General features: G+C 38.4%; 19 protein-coding genes. 13 read left to right on the top strand and 6 right to left on the bottom strand.

Features of this window, described 5'->3' with window-relative positions; translation table 11 throughout:
* The first annotated feature begins 130 nt into the window (after positions 1–130).
* The 4 genes from NST46_RS12285 (at position 131) to NST46_RS12300 (ending at position 3853) form a co-directional block, all read left to right on the top strand.
* The gene (locus NST46_RS12285) at positions 131–1630 is read left to right on the top strand and encodes an aldehyde dehydrogenase family protein (protein ID WP_340003064.1); all 1500 of its coding nucleotides are present in this window, start codon (positions 131–133) and stop codon (positions 1628–1630) included.
* A 78-nt stretch (positions 1631–1708) separates the two neighbouring features.
* A complete protein-coding gene (locus NST46_RS12290) occupies positions 1709–2887 on the top strand; it encodes a saccharopine dehydrogenase family protein (protein ID WP_095313689.1) in 1179 nt (392 codons plus the stop codon).
* A gap of 30 nt (positions 2888–2917) precedes the next feature.
* The gene (locus NST46_RS12295; protein ID WP_095313687.1) at positions 2918–3232 is read left to right on the top strand and encodes a DUF3870 domain-containing protein; all 315 of its coding nucleotides are present in this window, start codon (positions 2918–2920) and stop codon (positions 3230–3232) included.
* Between the two features lie 240 nt (positions 3233–3472).
* Positions 3473–3853, top strand: a complete 381-nt coding sequence (locus tag NST46_RS12300; RefSeq protein ID WP_316246672.1) for a DUF4183 domain-containing protein — start codon at positions 3473–3475, stop codon at positions 3851–3853.
* A gap of 45 nt (positions 3854–3898) precedes the next feature.
* Here NST46_RS12300 and NST46_RS12305 read toward each other — a convergent pair whose 3' ends face one another.
* From NST46_RS12305 to mreBH, 4 genes are all read right to left on the bottom strand, one after another.
* Complete coding sequence (locus NST46_RS12305) at positions 3899–4282, bottom strand: DUF4183 domain-containing protein (protein ID WP_095313685.1); 384 nt, start codon at positions 4280–4282, stop codon at positions 3899–3901.
* 170 nt (positions 4283–4452) lie between these two features.
* Positions 4453–5658 (bottom strand): acyl-CoA dehydrogenase family protein, encoded by a 1206-nt coding sequence (locus NST46_RS12310; protein ID WP_303447635.1) that lies wholly within the window; start codon positions 5656–5658, stop codon positions 4453–4455.
* Between the two features lie 16 nt (positions 5659–5674).
* On the bottom strand, positions 5675–6832 hold the full coding sequence (locus NST46_RS12315; protein WP_341137288.1) for a CaiB/BaiF CoA transferase family protein: 1158 nt from the start codon (positions 6830–6832) through the stop codon (positions 5675–5677).
* 341 nt (positions 6833–7173) lie between these two features.
* Entirely contained in the window at positions 7174–8181 is a 1008-nt protein-coding gene (gene mreBH / locus NST46_RS12320; RefSeq protein ID WP_303447633.1) for a rod-share determining protein MreBH, read from the bottom strand.
* A gap of 698 nt (positions 8182–8879) precedes the next feature.
* Between mreBH and NST46_RS12325 the strand changes: the two genes are divergently transcribed.
* The gene (locus tag NST46_RS12325) at positions 8880–9698 is read left to right on the top strand and encodes a CAP domain-containing protein (protein ID WP_445321738.1); all 819 of its coding nucleotides are present in this window, start codon (positions 8880–8882) and stop codon (positions 9696–9698) included.
* Positions 9699–9946: 248 nt separating this feature from the next.
* Positions 9947–10942 carry a glutaminase gene (locus tag NST46_RS12330; protein ID WP_341137290.1) on the top strand — a complete coding sequence of 332 codons (996 nt, stop codon included), beginning with the start codon at positions 9947–9949 and terminating at the stop codon, positions 10940–10942.
* A 172-nt stretch (positions 10943–11114) separates the two neighbouring features.
* Here the strand turns inward: NST46_RS12330 and NST46_RS12335 are convergent, their stop codons facing one another.
* Positions 11115–12479, bottom strand: a complete 1365-nt coding sequence (locus NST46_RS12335) for an alanine/glycine:cation symporter family protein (RefSeq protein ID WP_095313677.1) — start codon at positions 12477–12479, stop codon at positions 11115–11117.
* Between the two features lie 265 nt (positions 12480–12744).
* On the opposite strand from NST46_RS12335, the gene NST46_RS12340 reads away from it, so the two are divergent.
* From NST46_RS12340 to NST46_RS12350, 3 genes are all read left to right on the top strand, one after another.
* Positions 12745–13224: a low molecular weight protein-tyrosine-phosphatase gene (locus NST46_RS12340; RefSeq protein WP_095313676.1), complete on the top strand. Its 480-nt coding sequence runs from the start codon at positions 12745–12747 to the stop codon at positions 13222–13224.
* A 14-nt stretch (positions 13225–13238) separates the two neighbouring features.
* On the top strand, positions 13239–13526 hold the full coding sequence (locus tag NST46_RS12345) for a YtxH domain-containing protein (protein WP_095313674.1): 288 nt from the start codon (positions 13239–13241) through the stop codon (positions 13524–13526).
* Between the two features lie 66 nt (positions 13527–13592).
* Positions 13593–14414, top strand: coding sequence for a YihY/virulence factor BrkB family protein (locus NST46_RS12350; protein WP_095313673.1), 822 nt, complete (start codon positions 13593–13595; stop codon positions 14412–14414).
* A 35-nt stretch (positions 14415–14449) separates the two neighbouring features.
* Here NST46_RS12350 and NST46_RS12355 read toward each other — a convergent pair whose 3' ends face one another.
* The gene (locus NST46_RS12355) at positions 14450–16381 is read right to left on the bottom strand and encodes a heavy metal translocating P-type ATPase (protein WP_095313672.1); all 1932 of its coding nucleotides are present in this window, start codon (positions 16379–16381) and stop codon (positions 14450–14452) included.
* A 358-nt stretch (positions 16382–16739) separates the two neighbouring features.
* Between NST46_RS12355 and NST46_RS12360 the strand changes: the two genes are divergently transcribed.
* From NST46_RS12360 to NST46_RS12375, 4 genes are all read left to right on the top strand, one after another.
* Positions 16740–17558 (top strand): transporter substrate-binding domain-containing protein, encoded by an 819-nt coding sequence (locus NST46_RS12360; RefSeq protein WP_392391133.1) that lies wholly within the window; start codon positions 16740–16742, stop codon positions 17556–17558.
* Positions 17559–17571: 13 nt separating this feature from the next.
* Positions 17572–18255, top strand: coding sequence for an amino acid ABC transporter permease (locus NST46_RS12365; RefSeq protein ID WP_095313670.1), 684 nt, complete (start codon positions 17572–17574; stop codon positions 18253–18255).
* A 158-nt stretch (positions 18256–18413) separates the two neighbouring features.
* Complete coding sequence (locus NST46_RS12370) at positions 18414–19208, top strand: YfkD famly protein (protein WP_240033870.1); 795 nt, start codon at positions 18414–18416, stop codon at positions 19206–19208.
* Positions 19209–19350: 142 nt separating this feature from the next.
* Positions 19351–20661, top strand: coding sequence for a Na+/H+ antiporter family protein (locus NST46_RS12375; protein WP_341137291.1), 1311 nt, complete (start codon positions 19351–19353; stop codon positions 20659–20661).
* Positions 20662–20692: the final 31 nt, after the last annotated feature.

Below are 20692 nucleotides of genomic sequence, written 5' to 3' on the forward strand. Positions count from 1 at the left end.
AATTTAGTATATTAATAACAATTGTACAATTAACATATACTCATTTATACTAAAGATAGAAAATAAATATATATAGAAATAGGGTAAAAGCACGTCATTTACTGCACTATTTTATTCGGGAGGGATAATTTTGACAACGTTATCATTGGAAGTTGAAAAACTTAATAATTTTATTAATGGAGAATGGGTGAATGTAAGTAAAACCCAAGCAGTAATAAATCCGGCAACTGGGGAAGAAATTGTGCAAGTGCCTTTATCTACGGAAGAAGCGGTAAACGAAGCGGTAGCTGCTGCAAAAGCCGCACAAAAGGAATGGGCGCTTGTTCCTGCACCACAGCGTGCAGAAGTGCTATACCGTGTTGGCTACATTATGAAAGAACGTAAAGAAAGACTGTCTCAGCTGCTGACTATGGAAAACGGGAAAGTAATTGAAGAAGCTCGCGGTGAGGTGCAAGAGGGTATTGATATGGCGTTTTACATGGCAGGGGAAGGTCGTCGTTTATTTGGTCAGACAACACCTGCTGAGTTGAAGGATAAATTTGCAATGAGTCAACGTGCTCCCGTTGGAGTTGTAGGTATTATCACACCGTGGAATTTTCCGATTGCAATTGCAACATGGAAGTCTTTTCCTGCAATTGTCGCCGGAAATGCAGTTGTTTGGAAACCGGCTACGGAAACACCAATCATGGCATATGAGCTTGCCAAAATTTTTGAGGAAGCTGGCCTGCCTAAAGGGGTTGTCAATGTTGTATTTGGTGCAGGATCTGTCGTTGGAGATGCGATGGTCCATCATGAGGCTATTCGTGTTATTTCCTTTACGGGTTCCAATGATACAGGTCGAAATATTGCAAGTGAATGTGGAAAGCAATTAAAAAAGGTTTCCTTAGAAATGGGTGGGAAGAATGCTGTAATCGTAATGGATGATGCTGATTTAGATCTTGCAGTCGAAGGAATTCTTTGGAGTGCCTTCGGAACGAGTGGTCAGCGATGTACAGCATGCAGTCGGGTTATTGTACATGAAAAAGTAAAACGTACATTGGAAGAGAGACTGCTTGCTGCTATGGATAAGCTGACTATAGGCAATGGACTTGATGAATCAATTAAAGTAGGACCGATCATTAACCAGTCAGGCGTTGTTAAAATTAAGCAATATATTGAAATCGGCAGGGAAGAGGGGGCCAAACTGCTTGCGGGAGGCTACGAGCTGACGGAAGATGCACATGAAAATGGCTATTACTTTGCGCCGACCCTGTTCACCAATGCTACGGCAGATATGCGAATTGCTCAAGAAGAAATTTTCGGCCCGGTTGTTTCGATTATCCCCGTTTCCAGCTTTGAAGAAGCAATTGAGGTAAATAATGGTGTGACGTACGGACTGTCCAGCTCGATTTTTACAAACGATGTGAATCGGGTTTTTAAAGCGCAGCGAGATCTCGATACAGGAATTGTCTATGTGAATGCTGGAACCACAGGAGCAGAAATTCACTTGCCGTTTGGAGGAACAAAAGGAACAGGGAATGGTCACCGAGATTCAGGCATTCAAGCATTGGATGTTTTTACAGAATGGAAGGCAATTTACGTGGATTACAGTGGGAAATTACAACGTGCACAAATTGATGTAGAATCATAAGCTATTTATGATGAAGGCTTTTTGAATAGTTATATAGATAGAGATTGCTTTTACCAGTCTAAGCAGGGAGTGAATCGAATGAAAATAGGTGTATTAGGTTCAGGCTTGATGGGAAAAGAAGCAGTACGTGATTTGGTATCGAGTCCAGGTGTAACACATGTCGGGCTTGCAGATATTGATATCGAGCGGGCGCGGCTCGTAAGTAAGCAGCTGGATACTAAGAAATTAAAAGCATATCAAGTAAATGCGGGTAATAGAGAGGAGCTTGCAGCGTTTATTCGGAAGTTTGATGTGGTTATAAACGCACTATTTTATTCGTTTAATGAAATCGTTGCTAAAACTGCAATTGAGGTAGGGGTCAGCGCAGTAGATTTAGGCGGACATATTGGGCATATGACAGATAAAGTGCTGGGGCTTTCAGATGACGCGAAAACTGCTCAAGTTACACTCATTCCAGATCTTGGTGTAGCTCCTGGGATGATCAATATTTTATCAGGCTATGGTGCAAGCAAGCTTGATCAAGTAAAGTCGATTAAATTATATGTTGGTGGAATTCCTGTAAAGCCAGATCCTCCAATTGAATATAATCATGTATTCTCAATGGAAGGGGTTTTCGATCATTATACAGATCCTTCCCTCATTATTCGTAATGGTATCAAGCAGGAAATCCCTTCATTAACAGAAGTAGAGCAAATTTATTTTGAGCGGTTTGGCCCGTTGGAAGCTTTTCATACATCTGGCGGCACATCAACACTTTCGCTATCTTTTCCGGATATTGAGACACTTGAATACAAAACAATTCGTTATCCCGGTCATGCGGAGAAATTTAAACTGCTTGTTGATTTAAATTTAACGAAGCTAGATTATGAGGTCGAAGTAAATGGTCAGATGATTCGACCGCGCGATGTTTTTCTGAAAGTACTTGATCCCATCGTTGAATTAGGTGAGAAGGAAGATGCAGTCTTATTAAGGGTAATTGTTTCTGGTGAAAAGAATGGGACGGAAGCAACCTATGCATATGAGATGACGACGTATAAGGATCGAAAAACACATGTAACAGCGATGGCTCGAGCGACTGCGAATACAATATCAGTTGTTGCACAGATGATTGGTGATGGAACTATTGCGAAAAAAGGCGTATATCCGCCAGAACAGATTGTCCCTGGCCATACCTATATCGAAGCGATGAAGAAACGCGGTGTAAATATTACAGAAACAGAGTCAATCTTAGAAGCGAATTCAGTAAAGGTAAAGTGAATGTAATAAGATGAAGGGATTGGACCAATCGTGAATACCATATTTATTGCAGGTCACGCAAGGCTGCCCGCAGGAATGGCAGCTAAAAGTATTTATGACACATTAACTATTACAGCAGAAATTGATAAAAAATATGGTGTTATCGTAGCTGCAAATTGTACTTTAGCCACGGAGCATGGGAGAGAATTTGTTCAACAATTGCTAAGAGGCTACAGCTTGCAGGATGGGATGGAAAAGCCAATTGAAATGGTAAAACAGCATTACTTAGGGAAAGCAGGCAATGCCCTTTCGTCCGCCTTAAATGATTTGTATAAACAATATGTGAATTATATAGAGACAAAATAAGAAGAGGAGATGGTACTGACTGTGTACCATCTTCTTTTATTTAGAATTTATTGAAACTTGATTTTCCGCTTCTATACAAGTTGCTTATTTATTGGACTGTAATTAGGTGGCTTTTTTTGAACGCTTCTTTTAGTTGAAACATAGGATGTAGAAATAATAATTCTGTTTCTGTTCTACTAACATTCAGTGGGCGGAAGGGAACTCTAACTGAATGAAGTTTTACTTTATAAAAAGAGGTAGGTGGCCAAAATAAAACATAATAAAAAGCATATTGTCTCTACTCGTCGTGTATATGATATGGTCAATACAACTTCCGAATTTCGTATTAAAATTCCTATAAAACCTGCTAGGAAAATCAATAAAGTTGATACTTACCAGTATAATGCATTGTCTGATGGGAAAAGTCTTCTATATACGAATAAAGATGAATTAAAACAATACGGTAATCGCGGGATATTAGATCCAATGAAGGTCTCCTATGTAAATCTCTTTATTAATGGTGTATTACAACCTCCAGTTACCTATGAGATTAAGGAAGGTATATTGCAATTAAAAACAAGTGATGTACCTCCAGAAGGAGCTCCAATTAATTTGCAATTCATTACTATTCACCAATCGTAATCGATTAATTAAGGGGTGGCATAGACCACCCTATTTCAAATGAAGTTATGTTGTAATATCTGTAGTAGAAGTCGTATCGAAGTTGGCTATTTCTAATACGATTGGTGTTTCTGCTACTATGGAGTCTGTACCAGTGGGTACCACAATACTAAGTGATCCTACACCAGTTGCACCAGGCGTATAAGTTGAAATATCCTGCATTTGTAATACACCATTTATATATAGGTTATAGTAACTGTTATTCGCTATTAACTCGGGGAGTTCAACGACTTCAGCACCTAAATCATCAAAGAAATCAGCTGCATCAATTGTTAAAGTGCCTTCTGGTGCAGTATCAGCTACCGTTACATAGAAAAACTTATCAACCGTTGGCGTAACCTCCGTTTCCGTTGTTGCAGAAACAAATAATTTCATAAGCTGTAATGCCATTAGTGTCTCTCCTTCCTATCAATAAATTGTTTCATCATAGTATATGAATAAGAAATCATTCTGCATAGATACGTTCATCATTTCTATGTTGAATGATGTATTTGTACACGTTTTAGAAATAGATAAAAACCCTAGCATTTAATATGCTAGGGGAAATAGATTATTGTTTTTTAAACGCGCTCCTTCTCTCCATCCCAGGCAGGAAGCATTTTATTCAACTGCTTATCTTCCCGATACCCTAATACATATTCTGCCTGCATAATCGTGTGAATTTCTCGAGTTCCCTCATAAATAACCGGTGCTTTCGAATTCCGTAAATAGCGTTCTACTGGATATTCATCGGAATAGCCATAAGCACCGTGGATTTGCACGGCATCATCTGCTGCTTGATTAGCGAAGTCACAGGCCTGCCATTTGGCAAGAGAAGTTTCTCTGGTATTGCGTTTTCCTCGGTTTTTAAGCTCACCTGCACGATAAACAAGCAAACGACTCATTTGATAGCCTGCTTCCATCTTCGCAATCATTTGCTGCACGAGCTGATGTTTTCCAATCTCTTTGCCGAATGTTTCTCGTTCATGGCAGTATTTAACGGAAGCTTCCAGACAAGCCATAATTTGTCCAACAGCACCTGCAGCAACTGTGAAGCGCCCATTATCTAATGCTGACATGGCAATTTTAAATCCTTCTCCTTCTTCGCCCAGCAGATTTTCTTTCGGTACTTTAATATTTTCAAAAAATATTTCACCTGTGTTACCGGATCGGATGCCGTGCTTGCCTTTGATTGCCTTCGATGAGAAACCTTCCCAAGAACGTTCAACAATGAAAGCAGAAATAGCTTTATGCTTTTCGGAACGATCTGCAGTATAAGCAAAAACAATAAAATGATCGGCAATATCACATAGTGAGATCCATGTTTTCTGACCGTTTAAAATATAGTGGTCACCATCTTGTACAGCTGTCGTTTGTAAAGCTGCAACATCCGAACCAGCGCCAGGTTCGGTGAGACCAAATGCACCAATTTTTTCACCTTTTGCCTGTGGTGTAAGGTATTTTTGCTTTTGCTCTTCTGTTCCCCATTGAAGTAATGTCATGCTATTTAACCCCGTATGCACGGAAACAGCTGTACGAAAGGCGGTATCGCCTCGCTCCAGTTCCTCACAAACAATAGCTAATGCGTTATAATCCATTCCACTGCCACCATATGCTTCAGGGATACAGACGCCCATTAGTCCAAGCTCTGCAAGTCTCGTTAGTATGCTTAAGTCAAACTTTCCTTCCCGGTCCCACCCGTCAATGTATGGCATAATTTCTTTGTCTGTAAAGCTTCTTACCGTTTCACGCAGCATCTTCTGTTCATCATTAAATTCAAAATTCATTAGCTCATCTCCTTGTTTACTTATTTTTTACTTCTTTATCGTCTATACGAAATTCCTGATTATGTTCACCAGCATCAGGAGGATGCAGATTGTAAGCGACAGGTGTTCGTGAAAGTTTTAATGGACTTCCAATCATTGTGATAGGACCTGCTGTAGGGTGTTCGTAATCAACGAACATTTCTCGCTCATGCAGTTGTGGGTCATTGCTTACATCTTGTAAATCTTGAATTGGTCCACATGGAATGTTATTTGTATGACATTGTTCTAACCAATATGCCGTCGGCTTTGTTGCAAAAATTTTTTGTAAACGTGAAACAAGCAAATCTCTATGTTTTACCCGGTCTGCATTCTTCTCAAATCTCCGATCGTTACTGAGATGAGGGACATTTAATAGGCTACAGAGCTTTTTAAATTGATTGTCGTTACCAACGGCAACTACCATTTCTCCATCCGCTGTGATGAAGGTCTGGTATGGCACGATATTGGCATGATGATTACCGAGAGCCGAGGGTATTTTCCCAGACATCAAGTAATTACTTCCGATATTGACCAAGGCGCTGACAGCTGAATCATATAATGAAAGGTCGATTTTCTGACCTTTACCTGAATTGGTTCGCTCAAGCAATGCAGCTTGAATTCCAATACAGGCGTATAGTCCGGTTAAGATATCGGTAATAGCAACTCCCATTTTCTGTGGACCGGATGCTTTTGTGCCCGTAATGCTCATTAATCCACTCATTGCTTGGATAATGAAGTCATAACCTGGTAAATGTTTGTATGGGCCGGTCTCCCCAAAACCGGTAATAGAGCAGTAAACGATGGAAGGATTCAATTGTGCGACGGTTTCATAATCGAGTCCGAAGCGCTCCATCGTCCCGGCTTTAAAATTGTTCATGATTACATCTGATTCGGCTATTATTTTTTTTATCTGATCAATTCCTTCTTTTGTTTTCAAATCCACGGTAATGCTCTTTTTATTACGATTAGCACATAGGTAGTAAGCGCTGACGCTGTTTTGAAAAGGGGGGCCCCATCCGCGTGTTTCGTCACTTCCACCGGGTGCCTCGACTTTGATTACTTCTGCACCAAGATCGCCGAGAATCATTGAGCAATAAGGACCTGCAAGCACCCTTGATAGATCGAGAATTTTAATGTTGTTTAATGCACCAGTCATGTAGTTCCTCCTTTCTCATGTTATAAAAAAAGCCAGCCCAAACAAATGCAGGATTGCTGCAATTTTGTTCGAACTGGCTTTTGTTTGTTGGAACATACCTGATTATAGGAATGTGAACAAATTAGGCAGTTATGGAAATTCAATTTAATGTACTGTGTAGAATAACGTGGCATACGTTTTTCACAGTATTATTAATAAGTATACTTTATTCTGAAAAATATGTAAATAGATATTGGCTGTTGACTAAAAAATAGTATAAAAAGCTAACCTCAAAGATATTCTCTTTGAAGCCAGCTTTTATTCATGAAGCGCTATAAACATAGCAAGTCTGCTTTTGTTTCTTATTTCGCTGCTTTTTGTAGTTTTGTAATCATCTTTATAGCACGTCCAGTACCGATGGCTACCGATTCAAGCGGGTTTGGAGCCATATGAACTGGTACACTAATTTCATTAGCAAGCCATTCCTGCATTCCATTTAAAAGGGAGCCTCCACCTGTTAAGACAATGCCATGGTCAACAATATCTCCACTTAACTCTGGAGGGCAATCCTCTAATGTAGCGCGAATTGCTTCTAGTATTTGCTCTAGAGATTCTTTAATCGCATTATAAATTTCAGTAGACGTTATTTCAATCGTTTTAGGCAAACCAGTTACCATATCACGACCGCGAATATCCATCGTGACTTCCTTATGATTCGGGTGTGCATAACCGATTTCCATTTTAATATTTTCTGCAGTGCGTTCACCAATTAAAATATTATACGTTTTGCGGATATGCTGTACGATTTCATCATCCATTTTGTCTCCGGCAGTGCGTACTGAATTACAAGAGACAACTCCTCCGAAGGAAATAATACCTACCTCAGAAGTTCCTCCACCAATATCAACGACTACATTGGCAATTGGTTCATCAACGGGTAAATCTGCACCAATTGCAGCTGCAACAGGCTCTTCAATTAAATGCACATGCTTTGCACCATAGCTTGTTACCGCATTATGAATTGCACGTCTTTCAACTGTCGTACTACCTGAAGGAGTACAAACGACAACAGTTGGCTTGCGCATAGACATCCCAAGCGTTTTACTTACTTTTTTCAATAGTTCCCTTAGCATTTGGGCAGTAACATCATAGTCCGCAATCACACCATCCCGTAAAGGGCGGATAGGTACAATGTTTTTCGGTGTTTTACCGACCATTTCTTTTGCTTCCGCACCAACTGCTACAACTTTTTTTGTTTCAATATCGATTGCCACAACAGATGGCTCGTTTAAAACGATTCCTTTTGTTTTTGAATAGACAAGTATATTTGCTGTTCCAAGATCAATTCCGATTTCCGCGTTTGAAAACATAATAGGTTCCTCCAATGATGACAATTTATTGTATCGTAGATTAAGGGGCAGTATTCCCGTTGTTTATAAGTTCAAATTTATATGATAGGGGTTCTGCCCCTAAAAGCTGTTTCGTTCTATCAGAATAATTCTGATAGAAGTATCGCATTTGTTTTTAATTGAGAAGTTTTAATAGTTATGTACATATAACAGCATAAACTTCCGATGCTAGTGTAAAGTGCTTATTGAAGTATATATAAATAGGAAATGACTATTTCAAATTATATACCCGAATTTAGTTTAAATATTGCATCCATAATTTAATCGTAAAATGCATTTGTTAAATTAAATAGAGATAAAGTTTTCACTATCCTATCTACTATAATAAAGAACGTTACTCTTAAAATTAAAACATTTAGTGGGGGAAATGCAAGTGACAGTTTGTTTACAAATCATTGCAACCTGTAATATAAACCCTTTATTTAAAAGGTGTCAACCGTAAAATTGTACTAATTTTTTCCTGTATGTTGAACTTTTACCTGTTTAGTCGAATTTAGGGATTTAGAACTTTTCTATGGAATACAAGGTTTCGAGTTTAATAGGTAAATTTATCGATAACTATTTTTCTAGTTTGGAAAAGCTTTCCTTAAATATTACAAAAATCCCGTGCTATGATGATTTTGCAAGAAACAACAAAACCAAAGGAGAGTGTAACAAAGATGTTTAAAAAAGTAGGAATCGCTACTGCATTATCAACTGCGCTATTACTTGGCGGAGCATTTACATCTACTGCTGATGCGTCAGCAAATCAAGATCAATCAACTAACCCTTCATATAAAGTCTATTATTCAGTAAATGGACAAACGGGAAATGTATCAGAGGGAGATATCCAAGGCCTTATTAATAAGGTATTGAATGGCGAGCTTGATTGGAAAAATATAGACTGGAAATCCATTCCTGCAAAAGAACAAAATCAAAAGCAAGCTGATGCTCCAGCAAAACAAGAAGAATCAGAACAAGCTGAAACGCCAGCAAAACAAGAAGCGCCAGCAAAAGAGAAAGCTCCAGCTAAAGAACAAGTGCAGGAAGCTGCAACACCTGTACAGCAACCAGCTCAAAAAGAAGAGCAATCTAACCAAAATCAAGAAACTTCACAGCAATTAAGTCAGTTTGAACAAGAAGTAGTAGAGTTAACAAACCAAGAAAGAGCAAAACAAGGTTTAAGTCCATTGGAAGTTGACACAGAATTAAGTAAAGTAGCTCGCGAAAAATCCCGCGATATGGCAACAAGCAACTACTTTGATCACAACAGCCCGAACCATGGTTCACCGTTTGACATGATGAAGAGCTACGGTATCTCTTACCGTACAGCTGGAGAGAACATTGCTAAAGGGCAACAGACTCCAGAAGAAGTTGTGAATGCGTGGATGAATAGTGAAGGTCACCGTGCAAACATCCTAAATGGTGAGTATACTCACATTGGGGTAGGTTATGTAGAGCAAGGTAACCACTGGACACAGCAATTCATCGGAAAATAATATAGTATTAGGGACTAGCTTTTAGCTGGTCTCTTTTTTTTAGGCTTAAAAACGGATGTGCACAATTTATCACGCTTAAAACAATAGGATGGATGCTTCATATTCAATCGTGTAACTAATTCTTTCTTGCAGTATAGTAGAAACTATATGAAAAGCTGTTATTATAAAAGCTATATAGTAGTACGTTTTAGGGTATACATAGATACAAACTTGTTTGGATGCACATACTGTTAATGAGGTGGGTAATGATGGTACAAGGATCTGTTAACTTAAACACAGAATTGTCGAAGGAATGGCTTCAGGATTATGTTGACAGTTGGATTAATTTTTATAAAAAGCAAACAGTTGATGGTGAAGTTGCTACGTATATACCGATTTTGGCAGAGGCTGATCAACACGCACTAGGCATATCGATTATTGGAAAAAATGGTGTTACGATTAAATCAGGTGATACAGAAGAAAAATTTACAATCCAAAGTATTTCCAAAGTATTGACCTTTATTGCTGCCTGTATGGACAGGGGACTTTCCTATGTATTAAATAGAGTGGATGTGGAGCCTACTGGTGAAGCGTTTAATTCTATTATGCATCTCGAAATGAAGCAGCCGAAGAAGCCGTTTAATCCATTAGTTAATTCTGGAGCAATTACCGTATCTTCGCTATTAAGTGGTAAAACATCGGATCAGAAACTAGATTCACTTTTTGTTCTAATGGAAAAAATGATTGGCTATCGACCGCAAGTAAATGTAGATGCATATGAATCAGAACGTGATACATCGATGAGAAATCGATCAATCGGTTACTATTTATTAGAGGGCGGCTATTTGGAATCTGATCTTGGAATTACGTTGGAGACATATTTTAAACAATGTTCGATAGAGATAACAACAGGTGATTTAGCAAAAATCGGATTAGTCCTCTCCAATGATGGACGTGATCCAAATACAGAAGAAGAAATTATACCACGATCAGTTGCGCGTTTAGTAAAGGCATTGATGCTTACGTGTGGAATGTATGATGCTTCAGGGAAATTCGCTGCATATGTTGGTATTCCTGCCAAAAGTGGTGTATCCGGTGGAATTGTAGCAGTCGTTCCACCACGAGTAAGGGATGAGGAACTTCCGTTTTTAGATGGTTGTGGCATCGGCGTTTTTGGACCTGCTCTTGATCTGCAGGGGAATAGTATTGGTGGTATTAAATTGTTGAGGCACATCGCTAATCAGTGGGATTTAAGTTTGTTTTAAGAACAAAGGTGCAAGTGCCGAGTCAGAGACACGGAGACGAGGGAAGTCTTACTGTAGTTTTAACGCTTTGTGGACATGTGAGAACCGGGGATATTCGAATGAACGAATATCCCCGGTTCACGTACAGATCCAGCTTCAGACCACAGCGACTTGGCGCTTCCGCTTTTGTACTTTAAGCAGATTTCGATTTCGCAGCTCTTTCTTGCTCTTTTTCTTCTTTCGCTATTTTCAGGAATCGTTTTGTTTCATAAGCTACGACGCCAGATAGCCCGAGGAGTCCGATTAAGTTAGGTATCGCCATTAATGCATTAAAAATGTCTGAAAATAGCCACACGATATCAATAACTGTAGTTGCACCAAAGAAAACAGCAACAACCCATACAAACCGATAGATTGTAATTGCCTTTGGACTCTTGAATAAATAGTTAAGGCACTTTTCCCCGTAATAGGACCAGGCAATAACTGTAGAATAAGCAAATAGGATTGTCGTGATACTTACAATTAAGACTCCAGGCGTTCCTAAGAAAACACCAAAGGACTCACCAGTTAAGGCACCACCTGCTACACCAGTTTGGTGCAGATCTGCCATAACAATCGTAATTCCAGTGATACTGCAAACAATGATTGTATCGATAAATACCTGTGTCATTGAAACGAGGCCTTGTCTTCCTGGGTAGTCTGTTTTTGCTGCAGCAGCTGCAATGGGAGCAGAACCAAGACCTGCTTCGTTTGAGAAAATCCCACGTGCAACTCCGTATCGGATAACCGTACCTAGGATACCACCACCGACAGCACTTGCAGTAAATGCATCTGTTAGGATGAGGTTAATAGCGGCTGGAACAATATCAAAGTTAAGCGTCATGATAATTAAGCCACCGATAATATAAAATACAGCCATGATTGGTACAAAGAAAGCAGTTACACGTCCAATACTTTTAATTCCACCGAGAATAACCAATGCAGTAACAATAGCAAGAATAATTCCAGTAACCCATGTTGGAATGTTAAATGAATTTTCAGCAGCAGCGGACACGGCGTTTGTTTGTACCATGTTACCAATTCCGAATGCTGCAATTGATCCGAAAATCGCAAATGCAACAGCTAGCCATTTTAATTTTAAGCCTCTTTCAAGGTAGTACATCGGTCCCCCGGACATTTGTCCGTCCTCACCTTTGACCCTGTACTTTACAGCCAGCACGGCTTCCGCGTATTTTGTTGCCATACCAAAAATCGCCATGACCCACATCCAAAATACAGCTCCTGGCCCCCCGGCAATAACAGCTGTAGCTACCCCTACAATGTTACCAGTCCCAATTGTTGCCGCCATTTGCGTGGTTAAAGCTTGATAATGGGAAATATCTCCATCTGACAACTTATCTTGCTTTTTGCGACTGAATGCGTTTAATAACGCTGTTGGTAACGCAAGAATTTGCACAAAGCCAAGTCTGAAAGTTAAATAGATCCCTGTTCCAACTATAAGAATTAATAATGGCGGTCCCCAAACAAACGCACTTACTTGTTCTAAAAAACCTATCATTGAATCATCCCCCTTAATTACTTATACTTACTAATATTTCGAAAATTGGATGAGTTGTCAAGAGGAAATAAAAGTTATTTTAGTCTGCAAAAACTTCTGAACTACTTAAACGCTATAAAATCGATTGACAAAATCCCTAGCTAATAATGATTTATCGAAAGGGTTCGACATAATAAAACAAAAAATCATCCATTCCTATTTATAATTTTTTGCTTATGAACCACTATATTGCTTATAATAGAAAATGGAGAAGGGAGTTATCATCATGGACATTCGTGTACTATTTGTTTGTTTAGGTAATATTTGCAGGTCGCCAATGGCAGAAGCTATTTTTCGTGATTTAGTGGAAAAAGAAGGACTTTCTGATAGAATTAAGGTGGATTCAGGGGGGACTGGTGATTGGCATGTTGGAAATGTACCACATGAAGGAACAAGAAAATTATTAGACCGTGAAGCAGTTTCGTATGAGGGCATGTTCGCACGACAAGTGAAGGAACAGGATTGGGATGACTTTGATTACATTATTGCAATGGATGATCAGAACATAGCTAATCTGAACAAGATCCGAAAGGTGCTGGATGACTCGGTAACAGTCGCGAAATTAATGGATTTTGTCGAAAACCCAGAGGATGTAAACGTTCCGGATCCATATTATACGGGGAATTTTGAATACACCTATCAGTTAGTTTTAACAGGTTGTGTTCATTTACTAAAATCTATAAAGCATACATACCATATTGTTTAAAGGAGAGAATGAAAATGGGAAAACGTAGAATCATTTTAAGTATGACTATTGGGGCTGTAGTAGGTGGGGCTGTCGCTTTATTCGACAAAAATACGAGAAGCTATGCGAAAGGAAGATTTGACGCAGCGAAATCATGCTCATCTCACTTTATTAGTAACCCTTCTGAAGCAATTCATAGCTTGCGTAATACCTTTGATGAATTAAATCAAACGATTGCAAGTGGTGCAGAGAATGCAATCAATGCTTTAGAGCAAGTAGAATCAACGCTAGAAAAGGTTACGAATAAAAAAGGGTTAAACTAAATATAGTAAAGTAGAAGAACGTATTGAAAATGATTTACTATATTTAATTTATGGGAGCGAGTGAACGTGAAAAAAATACTAATTCTTGGGAAGCAGTTCTATCAGCGCGTCGAAAATGTGGATGTGTTTGGTCTTGCTGCACAGTTAGCATATTTTTTTCTGTTGTCACTGTTCCCATTTTTATTATTTCTATTAAATTTAATTGGATATTTACCGCTTGATGCTCAAGTAATTTTAGATACGATTGCAACCTATGCGCCCCCGCAAGTAATGGAATTGATCAATAATAATATTGGTCAAATGCTCAACCAGCAAAATGGTGGTCTGCTTTCTATTGGGATTATCGGTACACTTTGGGCTGCTTCGAATGGGGTTAACGCCATAACCAAAGCATTTAATCGAGCGTATGAAATCGAGAATAACCGTTCTTTCTTTTTTGGGAGACTAATCGCGATATTACTAACCATTGCCATCGTAATTGTCATTATCATCGCATTAATTTTACCGGTTTTTGGAAGAATGATTGGCTTGTATTTGTTTTCCATATTTGGTTTATCAGAAGACTTTTTGCAAACCTGGGAAACATTTCGCTGGGGCATTTCTTCTGCGATCTTCTTTATTGTGCTTCTCTTTCTCTATAAATTAGCACCTCATAAACGGATATACTTTAAAACTGTTATTATAGGTACTGCATTCGCTACGATAAGCTGGCAGTTCGTATCATGGGTATTTTCCTTCTATGTCATTACGATTGGTGATTACTCTGCTACATACGGAAGTCTAGGGGTAGTCATTATACTGATGTTCTGGTTTTATCTATTTGGCATCATTATTATTCTTGGTGGTGTATTAAACGCATTTATAGAAAAAGTATATAGACGCCCATAATCGGTGAAAGAAAATAGCTACCCCCTAAAAGGCAGCTATTTAAGTAAACGCAAACTATTTAAAATAACGAGGATAGTGCTACCTTCATGACCAATAACACCGAGTGGTAAATCAATAATTTGAAAGTAATTTGTAAGAACAAGCAACAAAATGATGGTTAAAGAAAAGATGATATTCTGTTTAATAACACGATTCATTCGTTTGGATACTTGAATTGCGTTTGTGATTTTTGTTAGGTCATTTTTCATCAATACCATATCTGCTGTATCGAGTGCGATGTCTGTTCCTTCTCCCATTGCAATACTTACATTGGCATTCGCTAAAGCAGGAGCGTCATTAATGCCATCTCCGACCATTGCCACCGTTTTGTATTGCTTCCTAAACGATTTGACGTATTCGACTTTATCCTGTGGAAGACAATTGGCCTTGTATTGGTTTATGCCAACTTCCTCGGCAACAGCTTTAGCCGTCAATTCATTGTCACCAGTAAGCATAATCGTTTCAATGCCATTTGACTTTAAGTTATGAATCGCTTCTTTTGCTGATTCTCTTGTCGTGTCTTTTAGGATAAACATACCGATAATTCGCTCATTTATTTGAATGAAGGTAGATGTTTTTTCAGCAGTGGATTGTTTGTCTGCGTATTGTTGTTGAAAGGCCACTGTTAACTCTTTCCCTACAAAGTCTGCTTTACCAATTCTCCACTCATTATTTCCTACTGTAGCGATAATTCCTTTTCCACTAATATTTTTTAGATGCTTAATCTCAAAAGTAGGAGCTAGGACTCCAGCTTTATCCAAACAATACGCAGTTATCGATTTGGCAATAGGGTGTGTCGATTCTTTTTCAATAGCCCCGATAATAGACAAGATTTCCTTTTCATTAACAGCTTCGTCCATATATACATTTGTTACGGCTGGCTTCCCTTTGGTAAGTGTCCCTGTTTTATCCAATGCAATAGCTTGGATGTTGCTTAAATTTTCAAGGTGTACGCCACCTTTAAAAAGAATCCCTTTCCTTGCAGCATTCGATATAGCGGATAAGGTTGCAGGTGAGATGGAAGCTACGAGTGCACAAGGAGAAGCTACAACTAGTAACACCATTGCCCGGTAAATACTGTCAGAAAGTGTCCAGTTAAATAAAAGATATGGAAGAAACATCATAATAGCTACAATTGCTAGCACTCCATATACGTATGTGCTCTCGAACTTTTCAATAAACAGCTGTGAGGTTGATTTCTCCTCTTGTGCAGATTGGACAAGCTGGATAATTTTTTGGAATAAGGTTTCATTTGGTTTTGTTGTAATCTTTATTGTTAATGTACCATCTAGGGCTACAGTGCCTGCGTACACATCATGCTGATTTTGTCTGTAGATAGGCAGTGATTCACCAGTAATCGTGCTTTCATCAATCGTAGAAGCACCCTTAACGATAACTCCATCAGCTGGAATGCGTTCACCAGCCCTTACGAGAATAGTATCGCCAATTTTCAGCTGGGAAACAGGTATTGTCGTTTCTCGTTTGTCTTGCAAGAGTAAAGCCTCTTCAGGTTGTAATTCCATTAATGATGAGATTGCTCGATTGCTTTTATTCATCGAATAGGTTTCAAGAGCACCAGACAATGCAAAAATAAAAATTAAAATAGCGGCTTCTGTCCAATAACCGATTGTGATTGCTCCAATTGCGGCAAGAATCATTAAGATTTCTACATTTAATTTCTTTGTTTGAATCGTTTCTGTGATGCCTTCCTTCGCTTTCGCATATCCACCAATTGCAAATGCAAATCCATGAAGCGTAAACCAAAGAACAGAGGTTAATTGATCTTTAAAAATCCATGCTAGGAGTAGTAGGAGCCCGCTAATTAGCGCAGCAATTAATTCGTGATGCTCATAAATAGCTACTGTTTTTAACTTGGAAATTGGAGTCTTCCAAGTTGTACGTTTCATTTCTAAAGTATCAGTAGACATGACAGTTACCTCCTTTTAATAATATTTACCTTTTTATAATAATTCTAATTAGATATTTATTATTATATCAACAAAGAGGCAAGAGTCAATATAAATTTTGCAAATAATAAACTTTCCTTTTTTGCATATGTACAACTAAGCCATTCACAAAGTTTTAGGTGCATGTCTAGTTTTCTAAAAATAAATTTATAGAAACAGATTAATTGTTACAATTTTTTAGTAAAATCATTTAAAACAGAATTCATTACGTTGTTTTATCAACTTAGTTCTGTTACAATTGCATTTGAAAATTATATATAACAAAGGGGTGCTTTTGGTGAAAAAGCTTAAGTTATCTTTAATGCTTTTAGCTTTAGTTATGATTGCTGTGCTAAGTGCATGTGGCAATTCTGGAGATACAGCAGGGGAAGATTCATCAGATGAAAGATGGGAAGCAATTCAAGATGCAGGTGAGCTTATAGTCGGAACTTCCGGTACATTAATTGCTGCATCCTATTACGATGAGAACGATGAATTAACAGGTTATGATGTGGAAGTAATGCGTGAAATCGCAGAACGTTTAGATCTTGAAGTAAGCTTTGAGATAATGGGAATTGACAGTATGCTTCCAGCAATTCAAAGTGGAAGAATTGATGTGGCAGCGAATGATATCGAGCCTACTGATTCAAGAAAAGAAGAATTTAATTTCAGCGAACCATATAAATATTCCTATTCGACAATGGCGGTTCGTGAATCCGATAACTCTGGAATCGAGTCATTAGAAGATTTAGAAGGCAAAAAAGCAGGTGGTGGAGCAACGACAATTTACAGTCAAATTGCCGAGCATTTTGGTGCTGAGGTTGTGACATATGGAAACGCTCCAAATGAGGCTTATTTAAGCGATGTTAGCAATGCGCGTACTGATGTTGTTATTAATGACTATTATTTAACGAAATTTGGTGTCGCAGCATTTCCTGATTTCGATTTGCATTTGCATCCAACATTAAAATTCCATCCAACTGAACAGGCGGTTGTTATACCAAAAGGTGCGGATAAATTAACGGAAGAGATTAACCGTGTATTAAGTGAGATGCGTGAAGATGGAACATTATCAAAGTTAGCAATCCAATTTTATGAAGAAGATGCTTCTGAAAAACCAGAAGGCGATATTGAAGAAATAGAAGGTCTTGATCTGTAAGGGGAATTGATAAATGAACTTCAATGGATTTGATTTCGGAGGATTATTTGACATTGAATTAGCCATTAATAGTTTACCCTTTGTCCTAGAGGGATTGCCAATGACATTGATTGTATCGATAGCTGGAATGGGAATAGGTCTTGTATTAGGCCTGTTCCTAGCTTTAGCTAGAGGATCAAAGCATGTTCTATTACGCATTCCAGCACGTGTTTATATTTCTTTTATGCGTGGTACACCAATGCTCGTATTTCTTTTTATACTTTATTTTGGTCTGCCCGTAGTTGGTATTCAATTCACAGCAACAGCAGCAGCTATTATTGGTTTTGGGCTGAATAGTGCGGCATATATTGCTGAAGTGGACAGGGCCTCGCTTAACAGTATTGATACAGGACAATGGGAATCGGCAAAGGCATTGAATATGCCATACTGGACAACACTGCGAAAGATTATCTTGCCTCAAGCAACGAGGATAGCAATCCCGCCACTCACAAATGTGTTCATGGACGTTGTAAAAGCTACATCATTAGCAGCTGTTATTACCGTTCCAGAGCTATTTCAGAAGACACAGATTGTAGCAGGAAGAGAATTTGATGCGATGACAATGTATGTCCTTGTAGCACTTATTTATTGGCCAATATGTATATTAATTGGCGTTTTACAAGAACGATTAGAAAAACGATATAGTCGATTTGTTTAGGTAGGGTTGCTCAATCTTGGGCAGCCTTTTTTAGTGCAGCTGGAACATGAATAGGTTGAAAAGAAAAAAAGCAGAAAGTAATTTAGTCAATTTCATGAAGTAATGTATAAATTCCTCCTCAATCGAAAAAAATAGGGAAAAAGAAAGGAATGGGAAACATGAAATTAAATAAAATGACCAAGTTTGTCATAATTGCTTTCTTATTAAGTATGCTTTTCCCATCGGTTGGATCGGCTGCGAAAAAATCAGAGGACGCTGTTGAAATTCCAAACCATGTGTTGAATATAGCGAAAGAAAATACGTTTCCAAATTCAACAGAAGACCAGGAAGTCATTGAGCCAAGCGAACTAACCCAGGAATTGCTTGACGCATTATCCATACCTGTTGAAAACCCTGATCTGATTAAAATGCTAAATGAAACATCATTAAAGCCTTCACCGGTTGCTATCGGTTACCGGGGAATGGTCTATCTTGGACGCTGGCCGTTAAATTATCAATCAGATGAATCAAATATCAATTGGGAATACCAGCCAATCAACACAAATGAATTGAGTAATTATGGTGAGGAAGCGCCACAAAATATGAATTATATTCAACAGGAAGAAAAGGAAATTAAAGGTGCCTTAACCAATAAAATTACAAATCCGGAAGATGTTAAAAAAATGATGCTGCTTAAATCAAAGGAAAAAACAAAACTTCCACTTTCTTATCAGACGATAATCGGCAAAAATACGAAGAAAGATAATTCCTATGCAATACCAGCTAAGAAAAATGGAACTTTGCAAGCATTTGCTCCTGCAGTGAATGAAAAAGGGCAGGTTACTTTTGGAGAAGTTTATCTTCAGTTAAAAGGCTCGAAGAAATCCCTAGTAGTTAAAAATGTTACGAAGCAAGGGATTGGTGCTTGGATTCCTGTTCAGGATCATGTATCCTTTTCATTCCAATTAAAATAGTTACAAGCCCTGTGAATTTATTTACAGGGTATTTTATTTTCATAAAAGGGTTGAAAAATCCGTTTTAATGCTTTATCATATTAAAGTATTAAAGTTAAATTCAATTACACAACATAGATAAGAACATAGGGGGAAGCTTGAGATGGAATGGATTGTAATTGTTTCCGTGCTTGTAATGACAATTTTATGTTTACTGCGCGTGAACGTAATTATAGCCATTATTGCTGCGTCGATTGTAGCAGGATTAATGGCGGGATTAAGTCTGGTAGATTCAATTGAAATGATGGTAAGTGGAATGGGGGCAGCATCGAATACTGCATTGAGTTATATTCTTCTAGGTGCGTTTGCTGTTGCAATTAGTTATACCGGCATTACAACGATTTTAGTGAATTTTTTAATTCGCAAATTGACAGGTAAGAAAACAATGCTGGTACTTGCAATAGCCGGAGTTGCTTGTTTATCACAAAACGCAGTGCCAGTGCATATTGCTTTTATTCCAATTTTAATACCGCCTTTATTAAAATTGTTCGATGAAATGCGTTTAGACCGCCGTGCTGTGGCATCAGCCCTAACATTTGGTTTAAAAGCTCCATACATTATGATACCAGCAGGATTTGGGCTTCTCTTTCAAGGAATTATAGAAGAAGGCATGATACAAAATGGCACTTTTATTACTGAGAACGAAGTATCACTAGCGATGCTTATCCCAGGAAGCGGGATGATTGTTGGCTTATTTATCGCTATTTTTATTACTTATCGAAAAGATAGAGATGCAATACCTGGAGCTGGTGGAACAGAATCTACAATTACAACATCAACGACAGAGAGCGTCCCATTTAATAAGCAGCATTTGTTTACAATAATAGCTATTTTGGGCGCATTAGCTGTACAGCTGGTTACCCAAAACCTTATCGCAGGTGCCTTAACTGGACTTGTGCTTATGTTTTTATTCTTCGTTATCCCCTTTAAAAAAGGTGACAAGGTGATGACAGAAGGAATTGGCATGATGGGAACAATCGCATTTGTTATGCTTGTCGCATCAGGATATGGAGAGGTTCTAAATGAAACAAGAGCGGTAGAAGCGCTTGTTGAATTGAGTTCTGGCTATTTAAACAACAATAAAGTACTTATTGCCTTTATTTTATTATTAGTTGGCTTATTAATCACAATGGGGATTGGTTCTTCATTTGGAACGATTCCAATTATTGCAGCTTTGTATGTACCAATTTGTATTGCTGCTGGATTTTCGCCAATGGCAACTGCGGCATTAATTGGAACAGCGGGAGCACTTGGGGACGCAGGTTCTCCTGCATCGGACAGCACACTTGGACCTACATCTGGTCTGAATGCAGACGGAAAGCATCACCATATATGGGATACTTGTGTGCCGACCTTCCTCCATTATAATATTCCGTTATTTATATTTGGATGGATAGCAGCACTTATTTTGTAATGTGAATAATTAAATAGCATGTAGGAAAAGG

This window comes from Oceanobacillus sp. FSL W7-1309 (assembly GCF_038002145.1).
Classification (GTDB): domain Bacteria; phylum Bacillota; class Bacilli; order Bacillales; family Amphibacillaceae; genus Oceanobacillus; species Oceanobacillus profundus.